The following is a 23885-nucleotide window of genomic DNA, read 5'->3' as shown; positions in this document are numbered from 1 at the left end:
CGCCTTTCGCCATAACGCAATGACAGAGCCGGACCATCCGGCCACACAATCACCGAGACTATGCTCCACATTCACACGCACCTTCCCCACACCATCCGGCGCCTTGCCCCTGCCCTGCTGCTGGCCGTGCTTCTCGTCTTTGGCGCGGGCGCTGCCCATGCGGCCGCCCTCACCGTTGCCTACAGCGACGACGCGCCATGGAGCATGAAGCAAAACGGCGCGCCCACAGGCATCGCCGTGGACATCCTGCGCGAGGCCGCATCCCGCGCGGGCATTGACCTCAGCTTTACCCACACCACACGCAAAAAGTGCTATAGCCTGCTCGCCAAGGGCGCGGCGGACCTGATGTTGGAAATCCAGCAGGAAAGCGGCGTTGACCGCTTTGCCGACCTTATCACGCCGCCCTACCTCACCGGACGTAACCACGTGGTCTACGCCCTCAAAAAGACCGCCGACCAGTACCCGAGGTATGAAAAACTGCGCTGGCACTATGTGGCCGTGCAGCGCGGCAAAAAAACCTTTGAGCCGTTCGCCACAGACCGAAGCATCGCCAAAAAGCGCTACAACTCGCTGGATACCGCCTTCTCGCGTCTGCTGCACAGGCAGGTGCACGCCGTAGCCACCACCGAAGCCGAAGGCGGCTACTGGCTGGCCACCCATCAGGACGAGGCCCGCCGCGTCGCCCGCACGGGCATCCGCTACAAGGGCTACGACCCGGTCTACTTCGCCGTGTCCAAGAAATCCGAGCACCAGAAGGCCGCCCGCTCCCTCGGCCCCGCCATCATTTCCATGATTCAAGATGGCAGCATCGAGGACATCCGCGCCCGCTACACTATGGGCTATTAGCCCGGCGCGCCCTGTTCGCACATGAAAACGCCCCGGCATCGGTTCGTCCGACGCCGGGGCGTATCTTTTTGGGGAATGCGGCCAGCCGCGCAAGCGCTCAGCACCGCGCTTAAGGCTGGCGCGCGGGTGCGGAGTCCTTCTCGGCGCAAGCCGCGCGGCGGGAACAAAGGTCAGTCAAAATCCGCAAGCAGCGCGCCTATATGCAGGCCATCGCCAAGGCTCACCGAGGCGTACTGCCGCTTGATGCGCCACACAGCTTCCTGCAACTGGTCGGAGGTTATGCCGTTGCGCACCGCGGTGTAGGCCTCCACAAAGGCCGCAAGGTGGTCGCAGACCTTGATCATTTCGCCGTCCTTGGGGTCAAAGGCCGCGCTGTCGTACTGGTGGGCCAATTCCTCACGCGTGACGCTCACGGGATTGCCGTCCACCCACGCCGTGGCCGTAAATTCCGAGCCGGTTTTGATGCCGAGATAGTATTCCAGCCGGTCGGCAATGTCGCTGTAGTCCCCACTGCGCAGGCGGGCAAACACGCGGCGCTCCAGCTCGCTGTCCTCGTATTCCTTGATGAGGTCGGCAAGCGGCTCCACGGACTGCTTTACCGGCGAGATGATATCGCGGGTGAGCACCTCGGGCAGGTCATGATAGAGGGCGGCAAAGAAGTTGTTCACGCGCTGGGTGCGCCCGGCATCGGCGGCAATGCTGAAAAAGTAGGAATACGCCGCCACGGTGAACAAATGCCCCAGCACCGAGGTTTCGGGAATGCGCGGGGTCTGGGACCATCTGGTCTGAAAGCGCAACTGCCCGCACAGGTGGGCGAAGTGCGAGAGCGGGGGCTTTGTTTCATCCGGCGATTCGCCACTCAGGCCAAGGCCCTGAGTCAACTCTTTCACGCCTTCAAGATCGTTTAGCGCCGCAAGCTTTTGGGCAAAATTTTCATCAATCCCAGCCTTTTCGTCGTCCCACGTGCCCAGCCCGCGGATAAGGCCAAACTCCCAACTGGACGCGTAGAGATGCGCGGCCTCAAGGATGCGGTCGGCCAGGTCCTGCCCGTCGCGCTCCGTGGTCAGGCGGGTTTCAAGGCGCTTCCAAAACGAGCCGCCAAGGGGTTGAAGGCGCGGAGAAAGCTGCTCCAGCACCCACAGGGACAGCTGGCGGTAGTGCTCCGGGTTCTCCTTAATCTTGTAGAAGACGGGCGGCTTGATATCGGTTATGACAAGGCGGTAGAGGTAATCAATCAGTCCGCCCTCAATCACGCGCAGGCCAAGGGCTATGCGCTCCTCCTGCGAAAGATTCCGGGAGTTGAGGACGTACAGCACCCACGCCACCATCATCTTGTGCCCCTGCTTATCCAGCTCGCACAGGTTCATGGGGCGGAGCTTGTCGTTCCAGCGCTTCATGTATGCGCCGGAGAACACGAACTGCAAAAGACTCTTGCGAATGCTTGGCATAATCCCTCCAAAGGGGGTTGTAGACGCGGGAAAGAAGACGATACGTCGCCCGAAAACAAAGCTCAAGCGCCGGAATCGTTGAATTTTCACTTTTTTGCCGTGGGGGCTTTTCAAACGGAGGGGTTTCAGTTACCTTGTCCGTCCCGTTACAATTTTCGTCGCGCTGTCGGTGCATTTCTCGTCCGGCAGTGATATAGAACGACATATGGCACTTCGTTCCAGCACGAGCGAGGAGAGATTTTACAATGAAAACGTACAGCCCCAAGCCTGAGGAAGTCACCAACGACTGGTTCGTTGTGGACGCCGAAGACAAAATCCTTGGCCGTCTCGCCACCGAGATTGCCACCCGCCTGCGTGGTAAGCACAAGCCCGAGTTTGCGCCTCACGTGGATTGCGGTGATTTCATCGTTGTGGTCAATGCCGAGAAGATCAAGGTGACCGGTCACAAGCTGGACCAGAAGATGTACTACCGTCACACTGGCTACCCGGGCGGCATCCGCGAGGCCAACCTCCGGACCATGCTGGAAACCAAGCCTGAGGACGTCATCATCAAGGCTGTTCGCGGCATGCTGCCGAAGAACCGTCTCGGTCGTCAGATCCTCAAAAAGCTCAAGGTCTACACTGGTTCTGAGCATCCCCACGCCTCTCAGCAGCCCAAGCCCCTGGACGTTTAGTCCGGTACAGTGAGGGAGAAATACATTATGAGCAACGAATTTTTCTACGGTACCGGTAAAAGGAAGACCTCCGTCGCCCGCACCCGTCTTTACGACAACGGCAGCGGCCAGATTGTGGTCAATGGACGTCCTTACGAGGACTTCTTCCCCCGCGCCACCCTGCAGATGATCATCCGCCAGCCCCTGAACCTGACCAAGACGATCGGCAAGTTCGACGTTAAGGTCAACGTTTCTGGTGGCGGTCAGGCTGGTCAGGCACAGGCCGTCCGCCACGGCATCGCCCGTGCGCTGATGGAGTTCGATCCCGAACTCCGCGGCCCGCTCAAGAAAGCTGGTCTTATCACCCGCGACGCTCGCGTCAAGGAACGTAAGAAGTACGGCCAGCGCGGTGCACGTGCCAACTTCCAGTTCTCCAAGCGCTAAGATTTTCTTACGCTTCGATTGCTGCTATGAGGGCGAATTCGCTATGGCGAATTCGCCCTTTTTCACGGGCTTTGGCCCACACACAACTTTTTGAGGTGCAGTAGCCCATGGCTTCAAGCAAAGTGCGGCCGCGTCTGCTCTTCGCCGACGAATCCGGCCAGATATACGACCATCCCGGCCTGCTCATGATGACCCGCCGCGGTGACGAGTTCGCCCTGCCCCGCCCGGATGAACTCACCCCCCTGCCCAAGGGCAGCGACGTTTTCCTTCTGCCCGGACGCAGCGCCGTCGGCTTTGACGAAGAAACCGGCGAAGCCATCTGTCTGGACGAAAACGCCGTGGCGGCCTTTGTCTGCCCGGCCTACACCATCACCGGCGTGTCCTCCTACGTCACGCAGGACGATGCCCCCATCCTGCCGCTGGTGGCCTACGCCGCCGTGGGCTACGCCAACGGACGCTTTTGGGTGGCCGCCAAGAAAGTGGACGAGGATATGCGCCAGGTCTTTTCCGGCATCCCGGACGAGCGCATCGAAAAGGGCGCGCAAAAGCTCCTGAAAAAATATCCGGACAACCGCCTGATGGGACATCTGGCCCGGTGCGCGCTGACCTTTGGCTGCCCCGCGGCCAAGAACCTCGCCCTTGGGCGCTTTGAGGCCCCGCTGCCCACCTCGCAGACCTGCAACGCCCGCTGTGTTGGCTGTATTTCCCACCAGCCCGAGGACTCCGGCTTCTGCTCGCCGCAGAACCGCATCTCCTTCCGCCCCAAGCCGCAGGAAGTGGTGGAAGTGATGCTGGAGCACAACAGCCGCGAAAAGAAGCGCCCGGTCTACTCCTTCGGGCAAGGCTGCGAGGGCGAACCCCTCACGGAAGCCCGCCTTCTGGAGGATTCCATCCGCGCCTTCCGCAAGGCCGGCGGCACAGGCACGGTGAACATCAACACCAACGCCAGCCGCCCCGAGACCATGGAACCGCTGGCCAAGGCCGGACTGAACTCCATTCGCGTGTCCATGAACAGCGCCAACCCCGGCCTCTACAACGCCTATTACCGCCCCGCAGGCTACGACGGGCTGGAGCAGGTAAAGGAGACCATCCGCGAGGCCAAAAAGAACGGCCTGTTCGTGTCCCTGAACTACCTCTTCTTCCCCGGCGTCAACGACACCGAGGGCGAACTGGGCATGCTCCAGGACTTCGTAAGCGACCTCAAGGTGGACTTCATCCAGCTTCGCAATCTCAACCTGGACCCCGAGCTCTACCTCGACATCGCCCTGCCTTACGCCCCCGGCGCGAACATGGGCTTTAAGCATTTCAAAAAGCGGCTGAAAAAGGCCGCCCCGTGGCTGAACTTCGGCTACTTCAACCCATTCCTCGGCTAAGCCGGAGACGGGCACACCACGCGCCACAAAGACGGGCGGCATCCACTGGATGCCGCCCGTTCTGCGTTGCAGGACAACACATACCCTGCCCTGCCTCTTCTGCACCTGCCCTGCCACGCTGAAATCCATTCTCACAGCAGCGTGCCTCTGCACGCCGGAAAGTGACCGATCCCCCTACGCTTTGCAGTCGTCTGACAACTTACGCTGAGCAAAAACCAGTCCTTGCACAGCACTGTGCCTGTGGCCCCCGCGAATCAGCCGTGTACGCCTCTGTGGCACTCTTGCAGTGCTCCCTGCGTATCACGGCTCCGCACGCAACACCGCAGAGGCAAAACGCCGCACACCAGACGCAAAAAAGCCCTTGCTCCAGAGGAGCAAGGGCTCTATTTGCGGTGTGTGGCAGGCCAGGAGGGATTCGAACCCCCAACATGCGGTTTTGGAGACCGCCGCTCTAGCCGTTAGAGCTACTGGCCTGCGCTGCACAGAAGCGTTCTAAAGGACCGTTGTTCAACGGCTTTTCCCTCAGCGCGCTTGCGGAAAATCCACGATTACCCGCTCTTTGTCAACCTTTTTTTGCGATTTAATTTCGCCGATGACCCAGGCGCTTTCGCCCATGCCCTTGGCGCGGTTGACAACGTCTTCAGCTATATCCTCGGAAACGATGAGGATGTAGCCGATACCGCAGTTGAAAATCTGCAACATTTCGGGCCAGCTCAGCTGTCCCTCTTCCTTCAGCCAGTTGAACACCGGCAGGATGTCCCAGCTCTCGAAATCGATGGAAGCCACCACCCCGCGCGGCAAAATGCGCGGAATGTTGTCGTAGAAGCCACCGCCGGTGACGTGGCACATGCCCTTAATGGTCATGTCGCGCATCAGGCCGCGCACGGTTTCCACATAGATGCGGGTGGGCTCAAGGAGCACGTCCGCAGCGGTTCTGTCGGTGCCGGGGAAGGTGTCGTCACCCTTCAGGCCGGCCTGCGTAGCCAGCTTGCGCACCAGCGAATAGCCGTTGGAATGGACGCCGGAGCTTCCAAGACCAATGATTTTGTCGCCGGGACGGATGGACGCGCCGTCCACAATGTTGGCATTATCAACAACACCAACGCAGAATCCGGACAGGTCGTACTCGCCGGGCTTGTAGAAGTCCGGCATCTCTGCCGTCTCGCCGCCAAGCAGTGCACAGCGGCTCTGCTTGCAGCCATCAACAATACCCGCGACAACCTTCTCCGCCGTGCCGACATTCAGCTTGCCGGTGGCGAAATAGTCGAGGAAGAAAAGAGGTTTGGCTCCCTGGACAAGAATGTCGTTGACACTCATTGCCACAAGGTCGATACCGATTGTATCGTGCCTGTCGTACTGAAAGGCGAGGTTGAGCTTGGTGCCCACGCCATCGGTGGAGGCTACGAGAACGGGATTTTCCATGGAATTGGTATCCAGCTTGAAAAGACCGCCGAACCCGCCGATATCGGTCACGACCCCGCCTGTAAAGGTCGAGGAAACCATGGATTTGATCCGGGAAACAAACTCGTTGCCAGCGTCAATGTTTACGCCAGCTTCGGTATAGGCCTTGGCCCTGTCTGTCATGGGATGTGCTCCTTGCGGTGAAAGCGGCTTACCGCCTTGGTCGGGAGTCGCTTATATGGTTTTCAGTGCCGAAATTCAAGGGAGATTTTTTCATGCTGCACACGCGCTTTTGTCTACAGCGCCTTGCCATACTCACTTTTGCCGTGCTTTTTGCGGCTGTTATGGTCCCCGCACCTGCCCTGTGCGATACATCGCAACAGGCCCCCGCCCCCAGAAAAGACCGCGTCTTCGGCACATCCGACGAGGGCATCCACATGGAGCGCCGCAATGATACCGGCGACCGCATCATCCGCGTGCAGCCCGCCCCCCGCCATGGCGAGACGCCCCAGCAGGAATACCACATCCCGCTGACCATTGAACCCAACATTTCCATTACGCCCAAAAACAGCACCACTCCCGGCCAAGCCCCCAAGGAGTAGCCATGCGACAGGCGCAGCTCTGGAAATCCATCAGCAACGACCGGGTGCAATGCCGCCTGTGCAGCCACTTCTGCATCATTGAGCCGGACGCGCGGGGCCTGTGCGGAGTGCGCGAAAATCGCGGCGGCAGTCTCATCACCTACGCGGACACCATCGCCGCCCTGCATGTGGACCCGGTGGAGAAAAAGCCGCTCTTCCACTTTTTGCCCGGCACGCTCACGTTTTCCTTTGCTGCCATGGGGTGCAACTTTTCCTGCGCGTGGTGCCAGAACGCCTCGCTCTCCCAGCCGCCACGCAGCGGCCAGCTCCCCTCCGGCCAGCCCGCCACGCCGGAAAGCCTTGTGGACGCCGCCATCGACCGGGGTTGCCGGTCCATTTCCTATACTTACTCCGAACCCACCATCTTTTATGAATTGATGCTCGACACCGCCCGCGCCGCTCATGAACGCGGCCTGAGCAACATCCTTGTTTCCAACGGCTTCCAAAGCCCGGAATGTCTGAGCGCCTTGGGGCCGTACATCGACGCCGCCAATATCGACCTCAAGGCCTTCACCGAGGCGGCCTACACGGACTTCTGCGGCGCGCGCCTCAAGCCCGTGCTGGAAAACCTCAAACACATGCGCCGTCTTGGCTGGTGGCTGGAGGTCACCACCCTTCTGGTCCCGGACGTTAACGATTCAGACGGCGAAATTGCCGACATGGCGGCCTTTATTCATGATGAGCTTTCCCCGGAAACGCCGTGGCACCTGTCACGCTTTCATCCGGACTACACCATGATGGACCGCCCACCAACGCCCGTTGCCACGCTGGAGCGCGCCATCGCCATCGGGCGCGATGCGGGGCTTCAATATATTTATGCGGGCAACGTGCCCGGACATAATACCGAAAGCACCATCTGCCCCGCGTGCGGCCACGTCGTCATTGCGCGACACGGCTTCAGCCTTGGCGCGCACAACACCAAGGGCCTTTGCCCATCGTGCAAACACCCAATACCCGGCGTCTTTTCCGCCGAGTGAAAAAAATGAAAAAGTTCGCCCTTAGGGCTTGCCATGGGATTTCATTTTCAGTAGGTGGTTCTTCACGACACGACGCGGGAGTAACTCAGTGGTAGAGTGCAACCTTGCCAAGGTTGAAGTCGCGGGTTCAAATCCCGTCTCCCGCTCCACTTTTTCTCTTCCCTCGGGGCGTGGCGCAGTCTGGCAGCGCGCCTGCTTTGGGAGCAGGATGTCGGGAGTTCAAATCTCTCCGCCCCGACCATAGAACACAACAGCTTACAGGTTTTTCCTGTAAGCTTTTTTTTGGCGTTTTCTCCGCCGCCCTCTTCACAGTACAGCCCCTTCCGCATGTACTCTGCATCCAGCAGCCCCCCTTGTGGCGTCTCCACGCCACACTCCTCCCCTGACGTATCTCCATACACAAGACACTTTCGCTCCTCGTGGCCAATCATCCCTCAGAAACGCTCCCGCCTCAATCACGCCACAAAGACGCCCTTTGCGCGAAATCCAGCTTTGCTTGAAAATTAATTTCAATAAAATCAGACTATTGAGCCTTTATTGCGCTATTTTTTCCACTGGTACGCTTGTTGCTCTTCTTTCTCCATCACACACCATGTTGCGAAGGTGCCCCGCCCCCAAACACAACACCTCCTTTCGGGGGGCGGGGCCAGCACGCGACACCAAAAGGAGCGACAATGCAGACACCTCCACGCGTCCTTCTCGTGGACGATGAACATGACTTTCGCGACCTCATAACCAAGCGCCTGCGCAAGCGCGGTCTGGTGGTGCAAGCCGTACCAGACGGCAAGGAAGCGCTCGCCGCACTGAGTGACGCTCCCTTTGACGTCGTGATTCTTGATGTTCGTATGCCCGGCATGGACGGCATTGAGACCCTGCGCGCTATGCAGCGCCTCGACTCGGACGCACAAATCATCATGCTCACTGGCCACGCAAGCCTAGAAGCCGCACACCAAGGGATGGCCCTTGGCGCGTTCGACTACCTGCTCAAACCGGTGGGAATAAACGAATTGCTGTTCAAAATTCAGGATGCCATGGCGCGCAAGCGGCTCGGCGCCAACACCTAATCCACACGGAGGAAGCATGGCTGGAAGCAGACTCAGGGACCGCCTCTGTGCTTTTTTCGGCGGTGCACGGGAGCAGGACAAGGCAAAAGCTGAACGGATGCTACACGCCCACAAACAGCGTTGCCTGAATTTCAGCCACCTGCTGGCGGCCAACAACCGCGCCCTGACCTTAATGGCTGAAATCGAAGAAGCCCTTGAAGGCCACAGCCCTTTTGGTATGGACTTCGTCCGCTCCAGGTGCACGCGCTGCAGCAGCGAGGTATACGCCATAGTCCGCGCCCTCATAGCCCTTTCTCCGGGACGGCATGACACCTTGTCCGACGCGTTCAACCGAATCAGCACCGACATTGCCGCATGCATCGCTCCCGCGCAGCATAGCGCCTGCGGCCCATACGTTGTCCCCATAAACGCCATCGATACCTCGCTCAGAGATGAGGTCGGTGGGAAAATGGCTGCGCTGGGCGAAATCCGTCGCAGGCTCTCCCTACACGTGCCCAACGGCTTCGCCATTACGGCTTCCGCATTTTACGCTTTCATGCAGCACAACGACCTGCGCAAGGAAATCGAACGCCGCATTCAAGCAGCCGGTGCCACCCAACTCATGGACCTCTACGCCCTGTCGTCCTCCCTACGCCAACTCATTGTCACGGCGGAGCTTCCTCCTCGACTCGAAAGAGAAATCAGTGAGCATGTCCAGGCCCTCGTCCACACCCAGGGAGACGGGCTCCGCTTTGCCGTGCGGTCAAGCGCCATAGGCGAAGATTCGGCAGGCACATCCTTTGCTGGACAGTTCCACACCGAACTCAATGTTGCCCCAGAGGATGTGCCGGACGTCTACCGTGAAATCGTCGCCACGACCTATGGCGTGACAGGAATGAACTACAGACTAACGCGCGGCATCCGTGATGATGACGTGCCCATGTGTGTAGGCATTATGCGCATGGTCGAGGCACAGGCCAGCGGCGTGGCCTATACTGCCGACCCATTGACCGGCCGGCGGGAGCAGGTGGCGGTACATTCCGTTTGGGGACTGCCCAAGGGCGTGGTGGACGGTTCAGTGAATGCCGACGTCCTCCACGTCGCCCGCGGCGACGGCCTCACCCCGGCGCGCCTCGTTTCCACGCACATCGGCTCCAAAACCACACGCATCGAAAACGACGAGCACGAGGGAATCCGCAAAACAACCGTCCCAAAGTCGTTGCGCACAAGACTCAGCCTCTCCGAAGCAGACGCCCTCCGCCTTGCGGCCATAGCCATTCGTATCGAAGAGCACTTCGGTACGCCGCAAGACGTAGAGTGGGCGAAGGACATTGATGGTCGCCTTGTCATCCTTCAGTCCCGTGACGTATTCGCCTCCGACGCGCCCCATTACGACGCCGCCCTTCACCAGCCGCCCGTAAACGCCCGTCCGCTGCTGACGGGCGGGGTCACAGCAAGCCCAGGAGCTGGCACGGGAACCGCCTATGTTGTTCGCAGGGATGCAGATGCGCTGGATTTTCCACGTGACGGTGTTCTTGTGACTACGCAGTCCCTGCCGTGCTGGGCCGCCCTCCTTCCCTCGGCGTCGGCGGTGGTTACTGAGTATGGCGGGGCGGCCGGGCACCTTGCCAATGTTGCCCGCGAATTCGGCGTTCCTGCCATCATGGGCCTTCCGGGCGCATTAGCCACCCTTGAAGGCGCGGGCATCATCACCGTGGACGCCGACGCGTGCACCATCTACGCGGGGCGCATTGAGGAAGCGCTTGCCCCGCGCCTCAAGCCTAAGAATCGCATGATCGGCAGCCCCGTGCATACCACTCTCCACAGCGCCGCACAGCACATTGTGCCACTCACACTGCGCGACCCCTCCTCTCCGGACTTCCTGCCACAGTCCTGCATGACGCTCCATGACATCACGCGCTACTGTCACGAAAAATCCGTCAAGGCCATGTTCACGCGCAGTACGGACCTCCCCTTTCCTGCCATATACAGCAAACGCCTCGTTTGCGACGTTCCCACGCAATACTGGGTCGTCAATCTCGACGACGGATACATCGCCACGCCCGAAGACAACGTTGTGCACATCGACGACATCGCCAGCCGTCCTATGCTCGCCCTGTGGCGCGGTATGACGACCGTACCGTGGACCGGACCGCCCGCGGTGGATACGCGCGGCTTTCTCTCCGTCGTGGCGGGCGCCTCGTCTACTCCTGGGCTGGAAGCGGCGGCCCATTCCGACTTCACGGCCCGCAATTTCTTTCTCATCTCCAGCAAATACGTAAATCTCCAATCACGCTACGGCTTCCACTTTTCCACTGTTGAGGCTGCTCTTGCTGACCATAACGCAGAAAACTACGCCTCCCTGCACTTCAAGGGCGGCGGTGCCGACCTGCCCCGCCGCATCCTTCGGGCCAAGCTGATAGCCGAAATCCTTGAGGACTTCGGCTTCCGCTGTGAAGTGCTACAGGACGCACTCTTTGCCCGTGTTGAGGGCTTCGCCGCGCAGGAAACCGAGCGTTGCCTTGCCGTGCTCGGCTACCTCATCGTGCATACCCGGCAACTGGACATGATCATGGCCGACGCGGCGGCCGTCGCCCGCGAGCGCACCCGCCTGCGCAACGACCTACAGACTGTTGCGCCAAAGATACCGCAACAGGCAAAAGGCGCAGCGGGCTACCACAACACAAACGGCGAAACAGCCTTTGCGAAATAAACACAACACCCGCCAAACGCGGACAAACGTTTTGCGAGATTTTCTGGAACACCGCTTGCTGTTACCAAGGCACATTCCACAAGAACACCACACAGGGCAAACCACATGAACACAAAGGACTACCGCAAGCTTCGCCTCAAGCTGTCCTCGACCATGCTCCTCTTCTCGCTGGTCCCACTTCTTGTGCTGGGGTTTATCATTCACGATCAGTTCAAGCGCGCTTTCATGGGCAAGCTCAAAGGACAGATGCAGGTAATCGTTAACAACAAGCGCAGTTCCATTGATATGTTCCTCAACGAGCGCATCTCACAGCTCAAAACGCTGGCCCAAACCCACACCTATACCGAGCTCTCGCGCCAAAAAGTCCTTGAATCCGTCTTTCGAACCGTCAAGGCCAACTCCGGATCATTTGTCGATATGGGCGTCATCGACGCTGAAGGAAACCACGCCGCCTACGTCGGCCCCTATCCTCTCAGACAATTCAACTACAAAAACGAGCAATGGTTTCACGAGGCCATGCTTAAAGGCGTCTCCGTCAGCGACGTGTTTATGGGATTCCGCAATTTCCCACACATCATCATCGCTGTCTCGGTCCACGAGGGCGAGAGCATCTGGATATTGCGTGCCACCATAGACTCCGACGTCTTCGACGAGCTTGTGCGCACTGTCCAGCTTGGCAATGCTGGGGATGCGTGGCTCGTCAACCGAAGCGGCAAGCTCCAGACAACACCACGTTTCTCCGGCACCGTTCTGGATCCCTCGCCACTGCCCATGCTGGCCTCCTGCTCCGACGCCCACGTCGACGAAGTAGACTTTTCCGGAGCCCGCCGCATCGTCGGCCGCGCTTGGCTCAACCGCACTCCATGGCTTCTTGTGGTACTGGAAGACCCCACGGAAGAGATGTCCCCCCTGATTCGCACCCAATGGATTGTTTTTACGCTTCTGGGCGTTGTCATGCTGCTCATCATCGTAGGGGCCATGCGGAGCACCAATGCCACCGTGCGACAGCTCATGAACGCTGAACGTGAAAAGGCAGCCCTTGACGCCAGCCTCATGCAGGCCTCCAAGATGGCTGCCCTTGGCAAGCTCGCCGCTGGCGTTGCCCACGAGGTGAACAACCCGCTTACCCTTATTCAGGAAAGCGCAGGCTGGGTGAAAGACTTGCTCACAGAGGAGGACCCCAAAGCCATCGTCAACTTTGATGAAATTGAAGACGCCGTGAACAAGGTTGAAACACATGTGGAACGCGCGAGGAGCGTCACCCACCGCATGCTTGGGTTTGCGCGGAGCATGGAGCCCATGCAGGAGAATGTGAACATCAACGACATCGTGGCGCAAACACTCGCATTCCTTGAAAACGAAGCTCTATACCGGAACATCAAGTTGACGACGGAGTTTCGCGACGATCTGCCCCGCATCACTACGGATACGGCGCAAGTGCAGCAGGTACTCCTCAACATCACTGAAAACGCCATCGACGCCGTAGGCAAAGACGGCTCCGTCACCCTGCGCACCACCTATGAGAGCTCGGCGGAGCAGGTTTCCGTCATCATTACGGACACTGGTCCCGGCCTCTGCCGCGAAGAACTCGGGCGGCTTTTCGATCCCTTCTACACAACCAAAGACGTGGGGGAAGGGACGGGCCTCGGCCTCGCCATCGCCTACAGCATCATGCAAAAACTCGGCGGGACCATCCTCGTGGAAAGCACGCCGGGCACTGGCACCACCTTCGACGTGCGACTGCCTGCCCACGTCGCGCCCGGCATGGCACCCGGCGCGTAGCGGAACCAAGGAGCACCAGATGACACAACTCAAGGTCCTGGTCGTGGACGACGAACCCGACTTCATCCAGCTCTTCGTCAAGCGCTTCTCAAAGCGCAATCTCGACGTACACGGTGTGCACAGCGGAGCTGAAGCACTGACATGGCTCGGCGCCAACGACGCCGACGTTGTGGTTCTCGACGTAAAGATGCCCGGCATGGACGGCATCGAAACCTTGCGAGAAATCAAGAAACGCCACCCCCTTGTGGAGGTAATTATGCTTACCGGGCACGGCTCCGTGGAGTCCGGACTGACAGGCATGAGCCTTGGGGCCTACGACTACGTTCTCAAGCCCTTCAAGATCGACGACATGCTGGAACGCATTCTGCGCGCCCGCGACCGCAAGCGCCTCATCGAAAATCACTCGGAGCGGACGCAATGACCGGCCGCTCCGTTCAAACATCACTCCCGTTCAGCACACGCCTTGCCCACCTTTTCGCGGTGCCGGTTGGAGTCGCGCTTTGCACCTTGGCCGCCGCAAAAAGCGGTAGCTCCCCGGCCTGGATTCTCCCAACCATTGCGGCGGCGGCAATCCCCTTCGCCTCCGCCCGCAGACTTCTTGGCCGCGCACCAACCCACACCCCCACACCACCTGTGGATGACCAACTCATCCAAACACATAAATTTGCCGCCCTAGGCCAGATTTCCTCCGGCATCGCCCATGAGATAAACACGCCGCTGGCAATCATCGGGCAGGAGGCCGAATGGATGGAACACCTTCTGAATCAGGCCCACCCCCTCGACAGCATCACCCCCGGACTGCGCCACAGTCTTGTTCAAATTGCCGCTCAAATTGACCGTTGCCGCACCATTACCCACTCCATGCTCCAGTTTGCCCGCAAAAGTGGGGCCGTACCACAACCTACGAACCTCAACACTCTTGTGGAAGGGATGGCGCTGCTTGTCGAAAAAGAGGCCAAAGGACGCGGCATTCGCCTCGTGCGAAGCTATGACAGCACCCTCCCCCATATTCCAACGGACCCTCAGCTTGTGCGGCAGGTCGTCCTCAACATCCTCAACAACGCCGTTCAGGCTGTGGATCGCAGGGGCAGTGTCTTTCTCTCCACCTCGTTCAGCTCCAGCCACGCGGCCGTCGAAATATCCGATACAGGACCAGGCATCCCCAATGATGCCATGGCCAGCATCTTCGATCCATTTTTCACCACCAAGCCACCCGACCAGGGCACAGGCCTTGGCCTCTCCATTTGTCAGGGCATCGTAACCCGGCTCGGCGGAACAATTTCGGCCACAAACAAAGCCAGCGGTGGCGCGGTCCTCACCGTCCGTCTCCCCCTCAAAGGCCAGCAGGCACCGCCAGCCAGCGGCCACAACCTTTGTGAGGCGCAACATGAACACGAAGCTCATTAAGGTACTCATCGTCGACGACGAACCCGCTTTCAGCGAGAATCTCCACCGCATCCTCAGCATACAGGACGACATTGCACCGTCCTGCGCAGACTGCGGCGAAACCGCCCTCGAAATGCTGAATGACACCGACTGCGACGTTGTTCTGCTGGACATGAGAATGCCTGGCCTCAACGCGATAGGCACATACAAAGCCATGTGCGCCATGGGCTGCGATGCCGAAGTCATTGTCCTTACCGGGCATGCCTCCGTGGATGACGCTATGGAAATGATGCAGCTGGGCGCGTTCGACTATCTTCTCAAGCCCTGCCCCACCGAGGAGATTGTGCGCAAGATCCGATGGGCCTTTCAAAAGGGGCAATTTTATAAGAATAAAAAACATACCGGTGCCCCCCGCGGCGGCTAACGCGGACCACATACCCTCCATCAGATGGGACACTTGGCGGTTGTCCCACTCTCACCTCACCCCGGGCCGGCTCTGTCGGTCCGGGGCTCTTTTTCTCAAAGGTCTCAACGAACTGCTTCGCGGATAAAAATCGCCTTGGCCCATCAACAGGCCAAGGCGGATGTAGCAAACGAAAAGCGATAACAAATGGAGCGTGGCAGCAACGCGGCCAGCCCTACTGGCGGGGGGATGCTGGGGACTCATCAGACGAAGGCTCCCAATCATACCGCCCGGCAAGAAAGCTCTCGACAGCATAGGTAACGCTCTGCTCGCCACTCATCAGCATGTCCATCTGGCGGGTGAATATGAGCAGCCGCCCGAGCTGGTCCAAGCGCTCACGGGTGTCGTCATGCGAATACTTGCGGTAACGCGCAACCACCCGGTCGCTACGGGTGCGCACGCGAAAACCTAGCTCCTCAAGAATACGTGCAATAGCGCGGACCCGGCGGATGCGCCGGATGTCATCAGCCGCGCCGCCCTTGAATTCAAAATTAATATAATTCTCATTAAGCACGTCGCCGCACCACGCGTCGAGCACACTGTAATGATACCCCACGCGCGAACTAAAGTTGAGATAGCGGTCAGAAACGATGGCGTAACTGCGGTCGCCAAACCGCTCGCGCCCCACCTCAGGCGGTTCCATCATCCGCTGCCCCATAACGGAAAAGAAGCCGCCAAGGCTTACGGGGACAGGGCCGCGCCGCTGAACCTTATCGTGCAGCATCCCTGCGAGCAGCGCAGCAAAGGGTTTCGACGTCACGTCGTGAGGCACAACCCGCCTTTTGCCGTGGCATGACGGCTCAAGGCCCCCGCCAAGGTCAATAATATGCAGGTCCAGCGGCAGAGGAGCGTCAAGACCAACAGCCACGCCGCCCGCCTGAGCGGCCACATCGCTTATTGAAAACATCTCGCGGTAGGAAAACTCGTGGCACATCCGCATAATGTCATGCACGGTTCTACAGTTGCCCGGCGCAAAGTCCGGCGACTTTGGATCCGTGAGACCAAGGGGGATGATATGCCGCGCCAGTGCATCAAGGGCCCGGTGCACCGGGGTTGCGGAAAATGTTGGGCGCGAGGGCGCGCACTCGCGTGACAATTCCTGCACCTCCCCAGCGTAGATACGCCGCCGCGAGGCATCCACCGTAACAATGCGTCCTTCTTCCAGCGACATCGCATCCGCGACGCCAAAAACGGCGGGCACCCCAAACTCGCGGACAAGGGAGGCCATATGGCCTGTCACGCTGCCAGCCGCTGCAATCACAGCGGCCGTACGCGGCAGGACAACAACATACCCCGGCGAAGAATGCTCAATCACCAAAACCGCACCTTCGGAAAAATTCTCAATGTCCGCGTCGCAGCGGATGATATGCACCGCCCCGCTCCCCACGCCGGGGCAGGCAGTGTCTCCACCCTCCAAAAGCACCTCGGCTCCCGGCACAGCCATGGCATCCGCCTGTACAGGTTCGGCGCAGGCATGCAACGGCCGCGATTGGAGAATATAAAGCTTCCCAGCGGCGTCGCACGCCCATTCCATATCCTGCGCAACCCCAAAATGCCGCTCAAGGCGCAAGCCGCAAGCCGCAAGCTCCACAGCCTGCGCTTCGGACAGACATGGCTCGGCGGCAAGAGCCTCGGGCACGGGCACCTCACGCACCGCGCCCTCCCCACTTCCCTCAAGACGCACGGCCTGTACGGCCACGCGCCGCTCCTGCAATTGAGGCGGCTCGTCGCGTGAGAGCACATAGGCATCCGGAGTGACCACACCGTCCACAGCATAGGGGCCAAGCCCCCACACGGCGTTGACCAACACTCGATCATCGGCGGAATTCACTGGACTGCGGGAATACATGACCCCGCTGGCTACTGCCTCAACCATGCCAAGGCAGGCGACACTCATGGCCGCATTCTCGGAAGGGATCCCCATATGCAAACGGTAGGCAATGGCGCGGGGAGTAAAAAGGCTGGCAAGAATCATAGCATAAGTCCGCAGCACTCGCTCGCGGGGGACGTTAAGCATCGTCAGATACTGCCCGGCGAAGGACAGTTCGCCATCTTCGCCAATGGCACTGGAGCGCATGGCGAGTGGCAGAGCTCCCACCCCGGCCGCGCGGCACATGTCGTCATGGGCCGCCATAATGGCCTGCGCCAAATCCGGGGGTACTTGTGCTGACAAAAACAGTCGCTGTACCTCTTCGGACACGCGGGCCAAAGACGCCGCGTCCGAAGCATCCGCACCGCGGAGCGCCTTGCGGATTTCATCCAGAATGCGGCCATGCTCCACAAAGTGAATATAGCCCGCTGTGGTCACAGCAAATCCTGGCGGCACGCTCACCCCGGCGCGACACATTTCGCCAAGGTGCGCATTTTTTCCGCCCACAAAAGGTGCCATGTCCATAGCGATGTCACTATGCGGCATGACAAAGCCACACGCTGGCAAATCAGGTGGGCGCTCCACCACCTCCCGAACCTGCGCGCGGATGCGCTCAAGATCCTCGCGCAGCCGGGCGTGCCGCCCGCCCGAAAGATCAATAATCGCATCAACCATGCGCGCCGCATGGAACATGGCCCGCGACGACTGCTCACGCACATAGCTCATGGTCAGCGCCGTCCCTCCGTGAAGCTTCTCCTCTATGTCGGCAATGAGGGTCAACAACTCGGAATTGGATTCCAGCAAAGATTTGAAACGCGCATACCGTTCACGAAAATGCAACGCAGGGTCGTACTGGTCAACGCGCCTGCGTCGAGATCTGCGCGAAAGAAATGGCAGCCGAAACATATCGTCTCCCTTTCAGACGAGAGCTCGCCCCAATTCTGCATCACATCCAAACGTACTTGGTGGCCGGCCCCTTGCCTGTCTTCTTCAGCAGGCCCCGCTTCACAAGGTCCTGCAAATCATAAATGGCCGTGCGCGAGGGCAAATCGCCGCCCACAAGCCTCTGATAACCGCTACGCGTAATTTCCCCGCGCTGACGAATAGCCTCAAGAGTCTGCCGTTGACGAGCATTCAACCCATTCCCAGCTTCCGCTGCTTCTGATTGCGGCTGCGCGCGGCGGCGCTGGGCCGGTGTTTTGGACTCGGTGCGCCCCCGCGCCGCTTCAGGAAGCGGCGGGACTTCACTGTGTGCAAAGGCCTCTGCTGAGCGTGCAGGGGCAGGCTCTGTACCATCAGCTCCTCCCTCGTCGAACAGAGCTGATGCACCAGACGTCTTTTCAGGCTCAGCGCCGACTCCGGTGCACGAAGGGTCGCCCTCCCCTTCGCCCCGCGTCCACGAGCCCTCGCCTTCCAACCGAATATCCTCCGCTTGAATGACCGAGTTCTCACACATCACAGCGGCACGGGTAATAACATTGACCACTTCCCGTATGTTGCCGGGCCAATGGTAATCCCGCATCTTTTCCAACGCGCCCTTGCTCAGTGCGACGCCCTTGCGGCCAGCCATAGCCTCTGCATTGCGCAAATAGTGGTGTGCAAGAGCGGGAATGCTCTCACGGTGACGCCTCAGCGGCGGCGTGGACAGCATGATAACCTTCAACCGGTAGTACAGATCCTCTCGAAAGCGACCCTCGCGGATTTCTTCCGTAAGGTCGGCGTTGGTCGCTGCAATGAGCCGCACATTCACGTCTACCTCACGGTCGCTGCCAAGGGGTTTGATCTTCCGCATGGCAATAGCGCGAAGAAGCGCCTGCTGCACCTTGGGCGACGCAGACTGGACTTCATCGAGAAACAGCGTTCCACCGTGCGCCTCCTGAAACGCGCCTTTCCTGTCGCTGCGGGCCTCGGTAAACGCTCCGCGCACGTGCCCAAACAGCGTATCCAGCAGCAGGTTCTCGTCCAATGCGCCGCAATTTATGGATATGAAGGGCTTTGACCGGCGCGGACTGAGCCGGTGCACGGCCTCAGCGGCCAACTGCTTGCCCGTCCCCGTCTCGCCAACCACAAGAACGTCCACATCCACCTGCGCAGCGCGAACGATATCTGACTTGACCTTCTCAATTTCCGGGCCAATGCCGATTATTTCAGGGATAACATCGTCGTCGGGGCAAGCTCCGGCCAGTTCATCTTCTAGCGACACCTTCTCGCGTAGGCTGACATCACGGATGGCCTCGTCCTTGCGCCGTATCTCCTCAATCTGGCTGCGCATAATCGCAAACATTCTGTTCAGCGCATCACGCAAACGTTCGGCCTCATACCCGGACGTCGTCATGGTTATTTCGCCAACCTCACCCTCGCCATGCATATGATCGACGGTTCTTGCCAACTGCAGAATTGGACGGGTCAGGCAATGGCTCACACCAATAATAACAGCCGCAAGAAGCAGCGCGGACACAATAGTAATAATGAACATCACATCAAGATGCTTATAGCCCGCAGCTACGGTCAGCACACTGCGGTCCTCGAAGGCGACTCCCGCCACAACACGCCGCTCCCCCCCCGCAACAGACGCGTAGGATACAGGAGCCCACGCAAGGTAGTAATCATCTACGCTTGAAGCGTGCCGCCCGTCGTTTTCTTCGCGGATGATGCCGCCGTGCCCTTCGCGATTCTTGTTCACCATCCCCCAAAAGGACGTCTTGCCCGATGACGGACGAAAAGCGCAGGACAGACCGGGGCGCCCAAGGGTGCCGTCCATGCCTGCCCGAGCAAGATAGGTGGACAATGGTGCATCCTGCTTTTCCAAATCCACTGACTGGCACAGCATCCAGCCGTCGTTATCAAAGAGATACGTGAACCGGACCTCGCTGCTTCGCGGATAGCCCCACAAGGGCGATTTATCGGAGTTGTACAGCGACAAAATGTTTCGGACATCGTGCACGTCGAGCCCAACGAACAGTAGCCCTTCGCTCCCATCAGGCCCAATGCACGGAGTAAAGAAGCGCAGGATGTGCGTCGACACGCGTTGCTGCGCGCCCTCCGGCCCTTCAAACGGGTACTCAATCTCAAGAATTGGTGAAATGCGGACCTCGCCCTGACGAAGCCCCTCCGCCTCATCAAAGGTCAAAAGCGGGTTGGGACGAATAGAGCCAAAATCATCCCCCTTGGCAACAGACATGTCGCCATCGCGCGACACAATGACGAAATGCCCCCCCCCGCCGCCGGAGATGAACCCCGCCTCACGATAGGACACCCCGCCTGCACGTCTATTTCGCGCAATATAATCGTGCAAAACAGCATCGTCGATGCGGCCTTGCGCGATAAAAAGGATATCTTCCCGACATGTTGAAAAAAGCTGTTCGATCTGATGGGAGATGGCAAGCGTCTGCACGCGGACGTTGCGCTCAAGGATAAGGTCAATAAATGAGCAAGACACTCTGTAGGAAAAAAAACCGGAGATGCCAAGAATACAGATCACAGCCGGGACAAGCCACACAAGAAGCCGCGTTCCGATGCTCCATCCGCGGCCGTCTTCCGCGCCGCCACGCAGTACCAATGATGGAAATTTACCGTTGAACAGCCCCATACCCCCTCCTGCTCCCCTGCTCATGCCGAACACAACGCGCCATTATCTCGCAATATAGGACGAGATCAATTGGTGAATATCGCTTGCAACACGCCAAGGTCAATACCTTTTTCACTTTGGCATACGCATTGCTCTGCCCAATACATCGCAAAGCCGCTTTATGAAACCAGGTGGCCGTTTGGCTAAGCCGCCAAGGCAATGCGACAAAAGAGACGCCGGACGCGGCGCTCTGCGAAAAGGATCAAACCGGCCTGGACGGGAGCCGGCCCCGCCCAGAACCGGAGACGGTACGGCAAGTGAAAACCCTCAAACGCAAGTCGGAGATTCATCATGAAGAAGCGAACTTTCGGTATCTTCGCCACAGCCGTGGCCATCCACTCCTTCCTCGCCAAGGCCGCGATAGCGGGCGGCGGAGCGGCCAACGATCTCGTTGTCGTGGCCGACACACGGGTCATTTCGTCTGACATCCTGCGGTACTTCGCGGACCTCTACAACACGAACATTCTCCTTTTCGCCATATGGGCCGTCGTACTCACGGCGGCGATGGGGTGCATTTTAGGCTTCATCATGGACCGTGTGATGCAGCATACAGGCATCGACCTCAGCTCGCGCAAAATCGTTGAACACTAGGACACGTGGAGGGACATCATGGCTGATATGAGTTGGCTTTACATGTACATGCCCATCGCTGGCGTGGACATCTTCTGGCCGGGCCTTGTGCTCATTGGGTTCTCGGTCGGTGTTATCGGCGGATTCTTCGGCATGGGTGGCGCATGGATGGTCACCCCTGGACTAAATATCCTTGGCTTCCCCATGGCTTTCGCCATCGGCACGGACATTGCCCACATTGCAGGCAAATCAATGATATCCACCATGCGCCACTCCAAGTTCGGCAACGTGGACTACAAGCTTGGCATCGTCATGCTTGTGGGCACAATGATCGGCATTGAAATTGGCGCGCAAATCATCATGTACCTCGAACGGCTCGGCCTGGTCGGCTCCATCGTCCGCTGGGTGTATGTGGGCTTCTTGGCTCTCATCGCATGGATGGTCTTCTACGACTACGCCAAGGCCGTAAGAAACAAGAAGAAGGGCCTGACCGGAGAGCACGGCGCCGAAGGCGTAACGTGGTACAAGACCCTGCACAAGCTGAACATCCCCCCGATGGTTCACTTCACCCGCTCCGGCTTTACCTGTTCGGCATGGCTGCCCATCTTGGTCTCCTTGCTCACAGGTGTTCTGGCTGGCTTCCTCGGCATCGGCGGCGGCCTTCTGCGCATGCCCGCTCTTGTATACCTCATCGGCTGCCCCACCCATGTGGCCGTGGGTACGGACCTCTTCGAAGTCATGATCTCCGGCCTATACGGTGCGTTCACCTACACGCTCAAGGGCCGCATCGAAATCGTGGCCGTGTTCGTAATGCTGACGGGCGCCGCCATTGGCGCACAGATTGGCACTGTTGCCACCAAATACTCCAAGGGCTACGGCATCCGCCTCGCCTTTGGCGCGGCAGTCCTGTGCTGCATGATCTCCATCATCCTCAAGCAGCTCAATTTCACCGCCGCAGCTGCGGTACTCATCCTCTCCACCATCAGCATCATCTGCCTGATGATCATCAAGATTATGTGGGTTGGTGCATCTCAAGAGATTCGGGAAAAGAAGGCCCGCGATCAGGCAGGCGCCTGACCGAAAGACACAAAGGAGTCATAATATGAAACGTCTTTTGACCATTCTGACCTCGGCCCTCATTGTCTCATGCCTCGCCATTGGCAGCGCTTTTGCGGCAGAGGTGGTCCAAGGCAAATGCATTACCTACAACACCACATCCACCACTATTGAGGTGGAGGAATACGACATCAACTTCTCCCAAAACCACCCCTACGGCCAGTCCACCGGCATCCGAACGATCTTCAACGTCAAGGATGCAAAGATTGGCATCTCGCCCGAAACTGGCGATATCCTACGCATCGCCTTTAACGTCGAGGGCACCGAGAAGATGGCTATCAAGGTCATGAACGTCTCCAAGCAGGACCTCAACAAAAAGTAACCACAACGCCGAACCGCACGCCCCGAACCACCGGGGCGTGCGGGACATCCGGAGAAAACAAGATGCTCAACGTTCGCAACGTCAAAGACAGGCTAAACGCACGGCAAAAGGTTGTGGTCATCATCATGGACATCATGCTGCTGACCGAGCTGTTCCTCTGCATGTATTACGGATCGGCCAAATCGGAGAACCTTACCGTCTTCTTCCTGAAGGCCTATCTTCCTGCTCTGCTGGTCACCGTCGTTACCGCCCGGTTGTTCATCCGCAAATTCCAAACCAAGGGAACCAACGCGGCAGAGGCGGAAGCCGCATGAACCGCGCCATCCCAAAGAATAAAGCCGAACGCCGCAAGAGCGTCGCCGACCTGTGCCAAAAGCTCGCCCTCATTATGTGCGTGCTGACGCTTTTGGCCGCGCTGGATGGAATGCAGGCCGGATTTCGCACGGACAAAATGCTCTTCAACGCTGTGCGCGGCGAGGAGACAATCGTCTCCGGCGACCTCTACATCCCGCCTAACGAACAAGGCGTCAGCGTGCATGCCGAAGCAGAAAACAGCGCGCCGGGGACCAATCTCGACGGATACATCCGCTACCGGACAAGCACCCCTGGCCTGTCCCTTCATTTCCTCGAGATTCGGGGGCGCATGTGGCGGGGGCTTCTCCAGGTTTCGGACTCCGCCGCACTTGGCGACGCACGGCTTGATGTCTTCCTCCGTGGTTGCCCGCCAGATGAAATCGCCCCGCACCACACCGTGCGCGTCCTGCCCACCCAAGCAGCGCTAGCCGCGAGCCATACGTCTCTGTTCCACCGCTTGCTTGGCGTTCAATCATGGTGGGTGATGTTCGCCACCCTGCCGCTGGCCATCCTGTTCACCGTTGTCGTCTTCCGCGAAAAAGGCCGCGAGATGAACCGCCTGCTCGCCAACGGCATAGCCCCCATCTACAAACTCGCCCGCCGCGGCGACCATTGGGAAGTCGTTTTCGGACTTGGCAGAAACCATGGCGTGCGCGAGCACGACACCCTGACCATCCTCAACCGCGAGCTCATCCCGGTAGGTTGCATTTCCGTCCACACCGTCAAGGCTGAAACCTCCCACGCTAACGTGGACATGGGCGTCCACATCTCCCCTCGTTTTTTTGTGGCACGGCACCGCACGCGTCACCTCGACAATACGCACAAATAAAACCAGCATTCAGTTGCTCTCTTCCA

21 protein-coding genes and 3 tRNA genes are annotated in these 23885 nt (G+C 59.1%); 19 read left to right on the top strand and 5 right to left on the bottom strand.

Annotation, left to right across the window (positions count from 1 at the left end):
• The first annotated feature begins 60 nt into the window (after window positions 1–60).
• Window positions 61–846 carry a substrate-binding periplasmic protein gene (locus tag ACI3L3_RS06180; protein WP_404844240.1) on the top strand — a complete coding sequence of 262 codons (786 nt, stop codon included), beginning with the start codon at window positions 61–63 and terminating at the stop codon, window positions 844–846.
• Window positions 847–1016: 170 nt separating this feature from the next.
• Here the strand turns inward: ACI3L3_RS06180 and ACI3L3_RS06175 are convergent, their stop codons facing one another.
• Window positions 1017–2294 (bottom strand): HD domain-containing protein, encoded by a 1278-nt coding sequence (locus tag ACI3L3_RS06175; RefSeq protein ID WP_404844239.1) that lies wholly within the window; start codon window positions 2292–2294, stop codon window positions 1017–1019.
• 245 nt (window positions 2295–2539) lie between these two features.
• Here ACI3L3_RS06175 and rplM point away from each other — a divergent pair, with 245 nt between their 5' ends.
• The 3 genes from rplM (at window position 2540) to ACI3L3_RS06160 (ending at window position 4764) form a co-directional block, all read left to right on the top strand.
• Window positions 2540–2968, top strand: a complete 429-nt coding sequence (rplM, locus tag ACI3L3_RS06170; protein ID WP_404844238.1) for a 50S ribosomal protein L13 — start codon at window positions 2540–2542, stop codon at window positions 2966–2968.
• Window positions 2969–2995: 27 nt separating this feature from the next.
• The gene (rpsI, locus tag ACI3L3_RS06165; RefSeq protein ID WP_404844237.1) at window positions 2996–3391 is read left to right on the top strand and encodes a 30S ribosomal protein S9; all 396 of its coding nucleotides are present in this window, start codon (window positions 2996–2998) and stop codon (window positions 3389–3391) included.
• 107 nt (window positions 3392–3498) lie between these two features.
• Window positions 3499–4764 (top strand): radical SAM protein, encoded by a 1266-nt coding sequence (locus tag ACI3L3_RS06160; protein WP_404844236.1) that lies wholly within the window; start codon window positions 3499–3501, stop codon window positions 4762–4764.
• 397 nt (window positions 4765–5161) lie between these two features.
• Here the strand turns inward: ACI3L3_RS06160 and ACI3L3_RS06155 are convergent.
• Window positions 5162–5238, bottom strand: a tRNA-Trp gene (locus ACI3L3_RS06155).
• 48 nt (window positions 5239–5286) lie between these two features.
• Window positions 5287–6348, bottom strand: a complete 1062-nt coding sequence (gene purM, locus ACI3L3_RS06150) for a phosphoribosylformylglycinamidine cyclo-ligase (RefSeq protein WP_404844235.1) — start codon at window positions 6346–6348, stop codon at window positions 5287–5289.
• Between the two features lie 92 nt (window positions 6349–6440).
• Between purM and ACI3L3_RS06145 the strand changes: the two genes are divergently transcribed.
• From ACI3L3_RS06145 to ACI3L3_RS06100, 10 genes are all read left to right on the top strand, one after another.
• Complete coding sequence (locus ACI3L3_RS06145; RefSeq protein WP_404844234.1) at window positions 6441–6767, top strand: hypothetical protein; 327 nt, start codon at window positions 6441–6443, stop codon at window positions 6765–6767.
• A 2-nt stretch (window positions 6768–6769) separates the two neighbouring features.
• The gene (amrS, locus tag ACI3L3_RS06140) at window positions 6770–7783 is read left to right on the top strand and encodes an AmmeMemoRadiSam system radical SAM enzyme (protein WP_404844233.1); all 1014 of its coding nucleotides are present in this window, start codon (window positions 6770–6772) and stop codon (window positions 7781–7783) included.
• Between the two features lie 74 nt (window positions 7784–7857).
• Window positions 7858–7932 (top strand) — tRNA-Gly (locus ACI3L3_RS06135).
• Window positions 7933–7947: 15 nt separating this feature from the next.
• Window positions 7948–8024, top strand: a tRNA-Pro gene (locus ACI3L3_RS06130).
• Between the two features lie 433 nt (window positions 8025–8457).
• On the top strand, window positions 8458–8847 hold the full coding sequence (locus ACI3L3_RS06125) for a response regulator (protein WP_404844232.1): 390 nt from the start codon (window positions 8458–8460) through the stop codon (window positions 8845–8847).
• Window positions 8848–8863: 16 nt separating this feature from the next.
• Window positions 8864–11539 (top strand): PEP/pyruvate-binding domain-containing protein, encoded by a 2676-nt coding sequence (locus ACI3L3_RS06120; RefSeq protein ID WP_404844231.1) that lies wholly within the window; start codon window positions 8864–8866, stop codon window positions 11537–11539.
• A 105-nt stretch (window positions 11540–11644) separates the two neighbouring features.
• Complete coding sequence (locus ACI3L3_RS06115; protein WP_404844230.1) at window positions 11645–13321, top strand: ATP-binding protein; 1677 nt, start codon at window positions 11645–11647, stop codon at window positions 13319–13321.
• A 19-nt stretch (window positions 13322–13340) separates the two neighbouring features.
• Window positions 13341–13742, top strand: coding sequence for a response regulator (locus ACI3L3_RS06110; protein ID WP_404844229.1), 402 nt, complete (start codon window positions 13341–13343; stop codon window positions 13740–13742).
• On the top strand, window positions 13739–14728 hold the full coding sequence (locus tag ACI3L3_RS06105) for a sensor histidine kinase (protein WP_404844228.1): 990 nt from the start codon (window positions 13739–13741) through the stop codon (window positions 14726–14728). The genes ACI3L3_RS06110 and ACI3L3_RS06105 overlap by 4 nt, the downstream gene beginning before the upstream one ends.
• Complete coding sequence (locus tag ACI3L3_RS06100; protein ID WP_404844227.1) at window positions 14709–15131, top strand: response regulator; 423 nt, start codon at window positions 14709–14711, stop codon at window positions 15129–15131. The genes ACI3L3_RS06105 and ACI3L3_RS06100 overlap by 20 nt, the downstream gene beginning before the upstream one ends.
• 214 nt (window positions 15132–15345) lie before the next feature.
• Here ACI3L3_RS06100 and ACI3L3_RS06095 read toward each other — a convergent pair whose 3' ends face one another.
• Window positions 15346–17946: a PEP/pyruvate-binding domain-containing protein gene (locus tag ACI3L3_RS06095; protein ID WP_404844226.1), complete on the bottom strand. Its 2601-nt coding sequence runs from the start codon at window positions 17944–17946 to the stop codon at window positions 15346–15348.
• A gap of 40 nt (window positions 17947–17986) precedes the next feature.
• A complete protein-coding gene (locus ACI3L3_RS06090; RefSeq protein ID WP_404844225.1) occupies window positions 17987–20629 on the bottom strand; it encodes a sigma 54-interacting transcriptional regulator in 2643 nt (880 codons plus the stop codon).
• Between the two features lie 330 nt (window positions 20630–20959).
• Between ACI3L3_RS06090 and ACI3L3_RS06085 the strand changes: the two genes are divergently transcribed.
• From ACI3L3_RS06085 to ACI3L3_RS06065, 5 genes are all read left to right on the top strand, one after another.
• Window positions 20960–21259, top strand: coding sequence for a DVU0150 family protein (locus ACI3L3_RS06085; RefSeq protein WP_404844224.1), 300 nt, complete (start codon window positions 20960–20962; stop codon window positions 21257–21259).
• 27 nt (window positions 21260–21286) lie between these two features.
• On the top strand, window positions 21287–22315 hold the full coding sequence (locus ACI3L3_RS06080) for a sulfite exporter TauE/SafE family protein (protein WP_404845206.1): 1029 nt from the start codon (window positions 21287–21289) through the stop codon (window positions 22313–22315).
• A 25-nt stretch (window positions 22316–22340) separates the two neighbouring features.
• On the top strand, window positions 22341–22676 hold the full coding sequence (locus ACI3L3_RS06075; protein WP_404844223.1) for a hypothetical protein: 336 nt from the start codon (window positions 22341–22343) through the stop codon (window positions 22674–22676).
• A 62-nt stretch (window positions 22677–22738) separates the two neighbouring features.
• Entirely contained in the window at window positions 22739–22990 is a 252-nt protein-coding gene (locus ACI3L3_RS06070; RefSeq protein WP_404844222.1) for a hypothetical protein, read from the top strand.
• Complete coding sequence (locus ACI3L3_RS06065; RefSeq protein WP_404844221.1) at window positions 22987–23859, top strand: hypothetical protein; 873 nt, start codon at window positions 22987–22989, stop codon at window positions 23857–23859. Before ACI3L3_RS06070 ends, ACI3L3_RS06065 begins: the two co-directional genes overlap by 4 nt.
• Window positions 23860–23885: the final 26 nt, after the last annotated feature.

The sequence above is a fragment of the Desulfobaculum sp. SPO524 genome (assembly GCF_044987625.1).
In the GTDB taxonomy this organism is placed as follows: domain Bacteria; phylum Desulfobacterota; class Desulfovibrionia; order Desulfovibrionales; family Desulfovibrionaceae; genus Desulfobaculum.
This window is presented reverse-complemented; position numbering and strand designations above follow the sequence as displayed.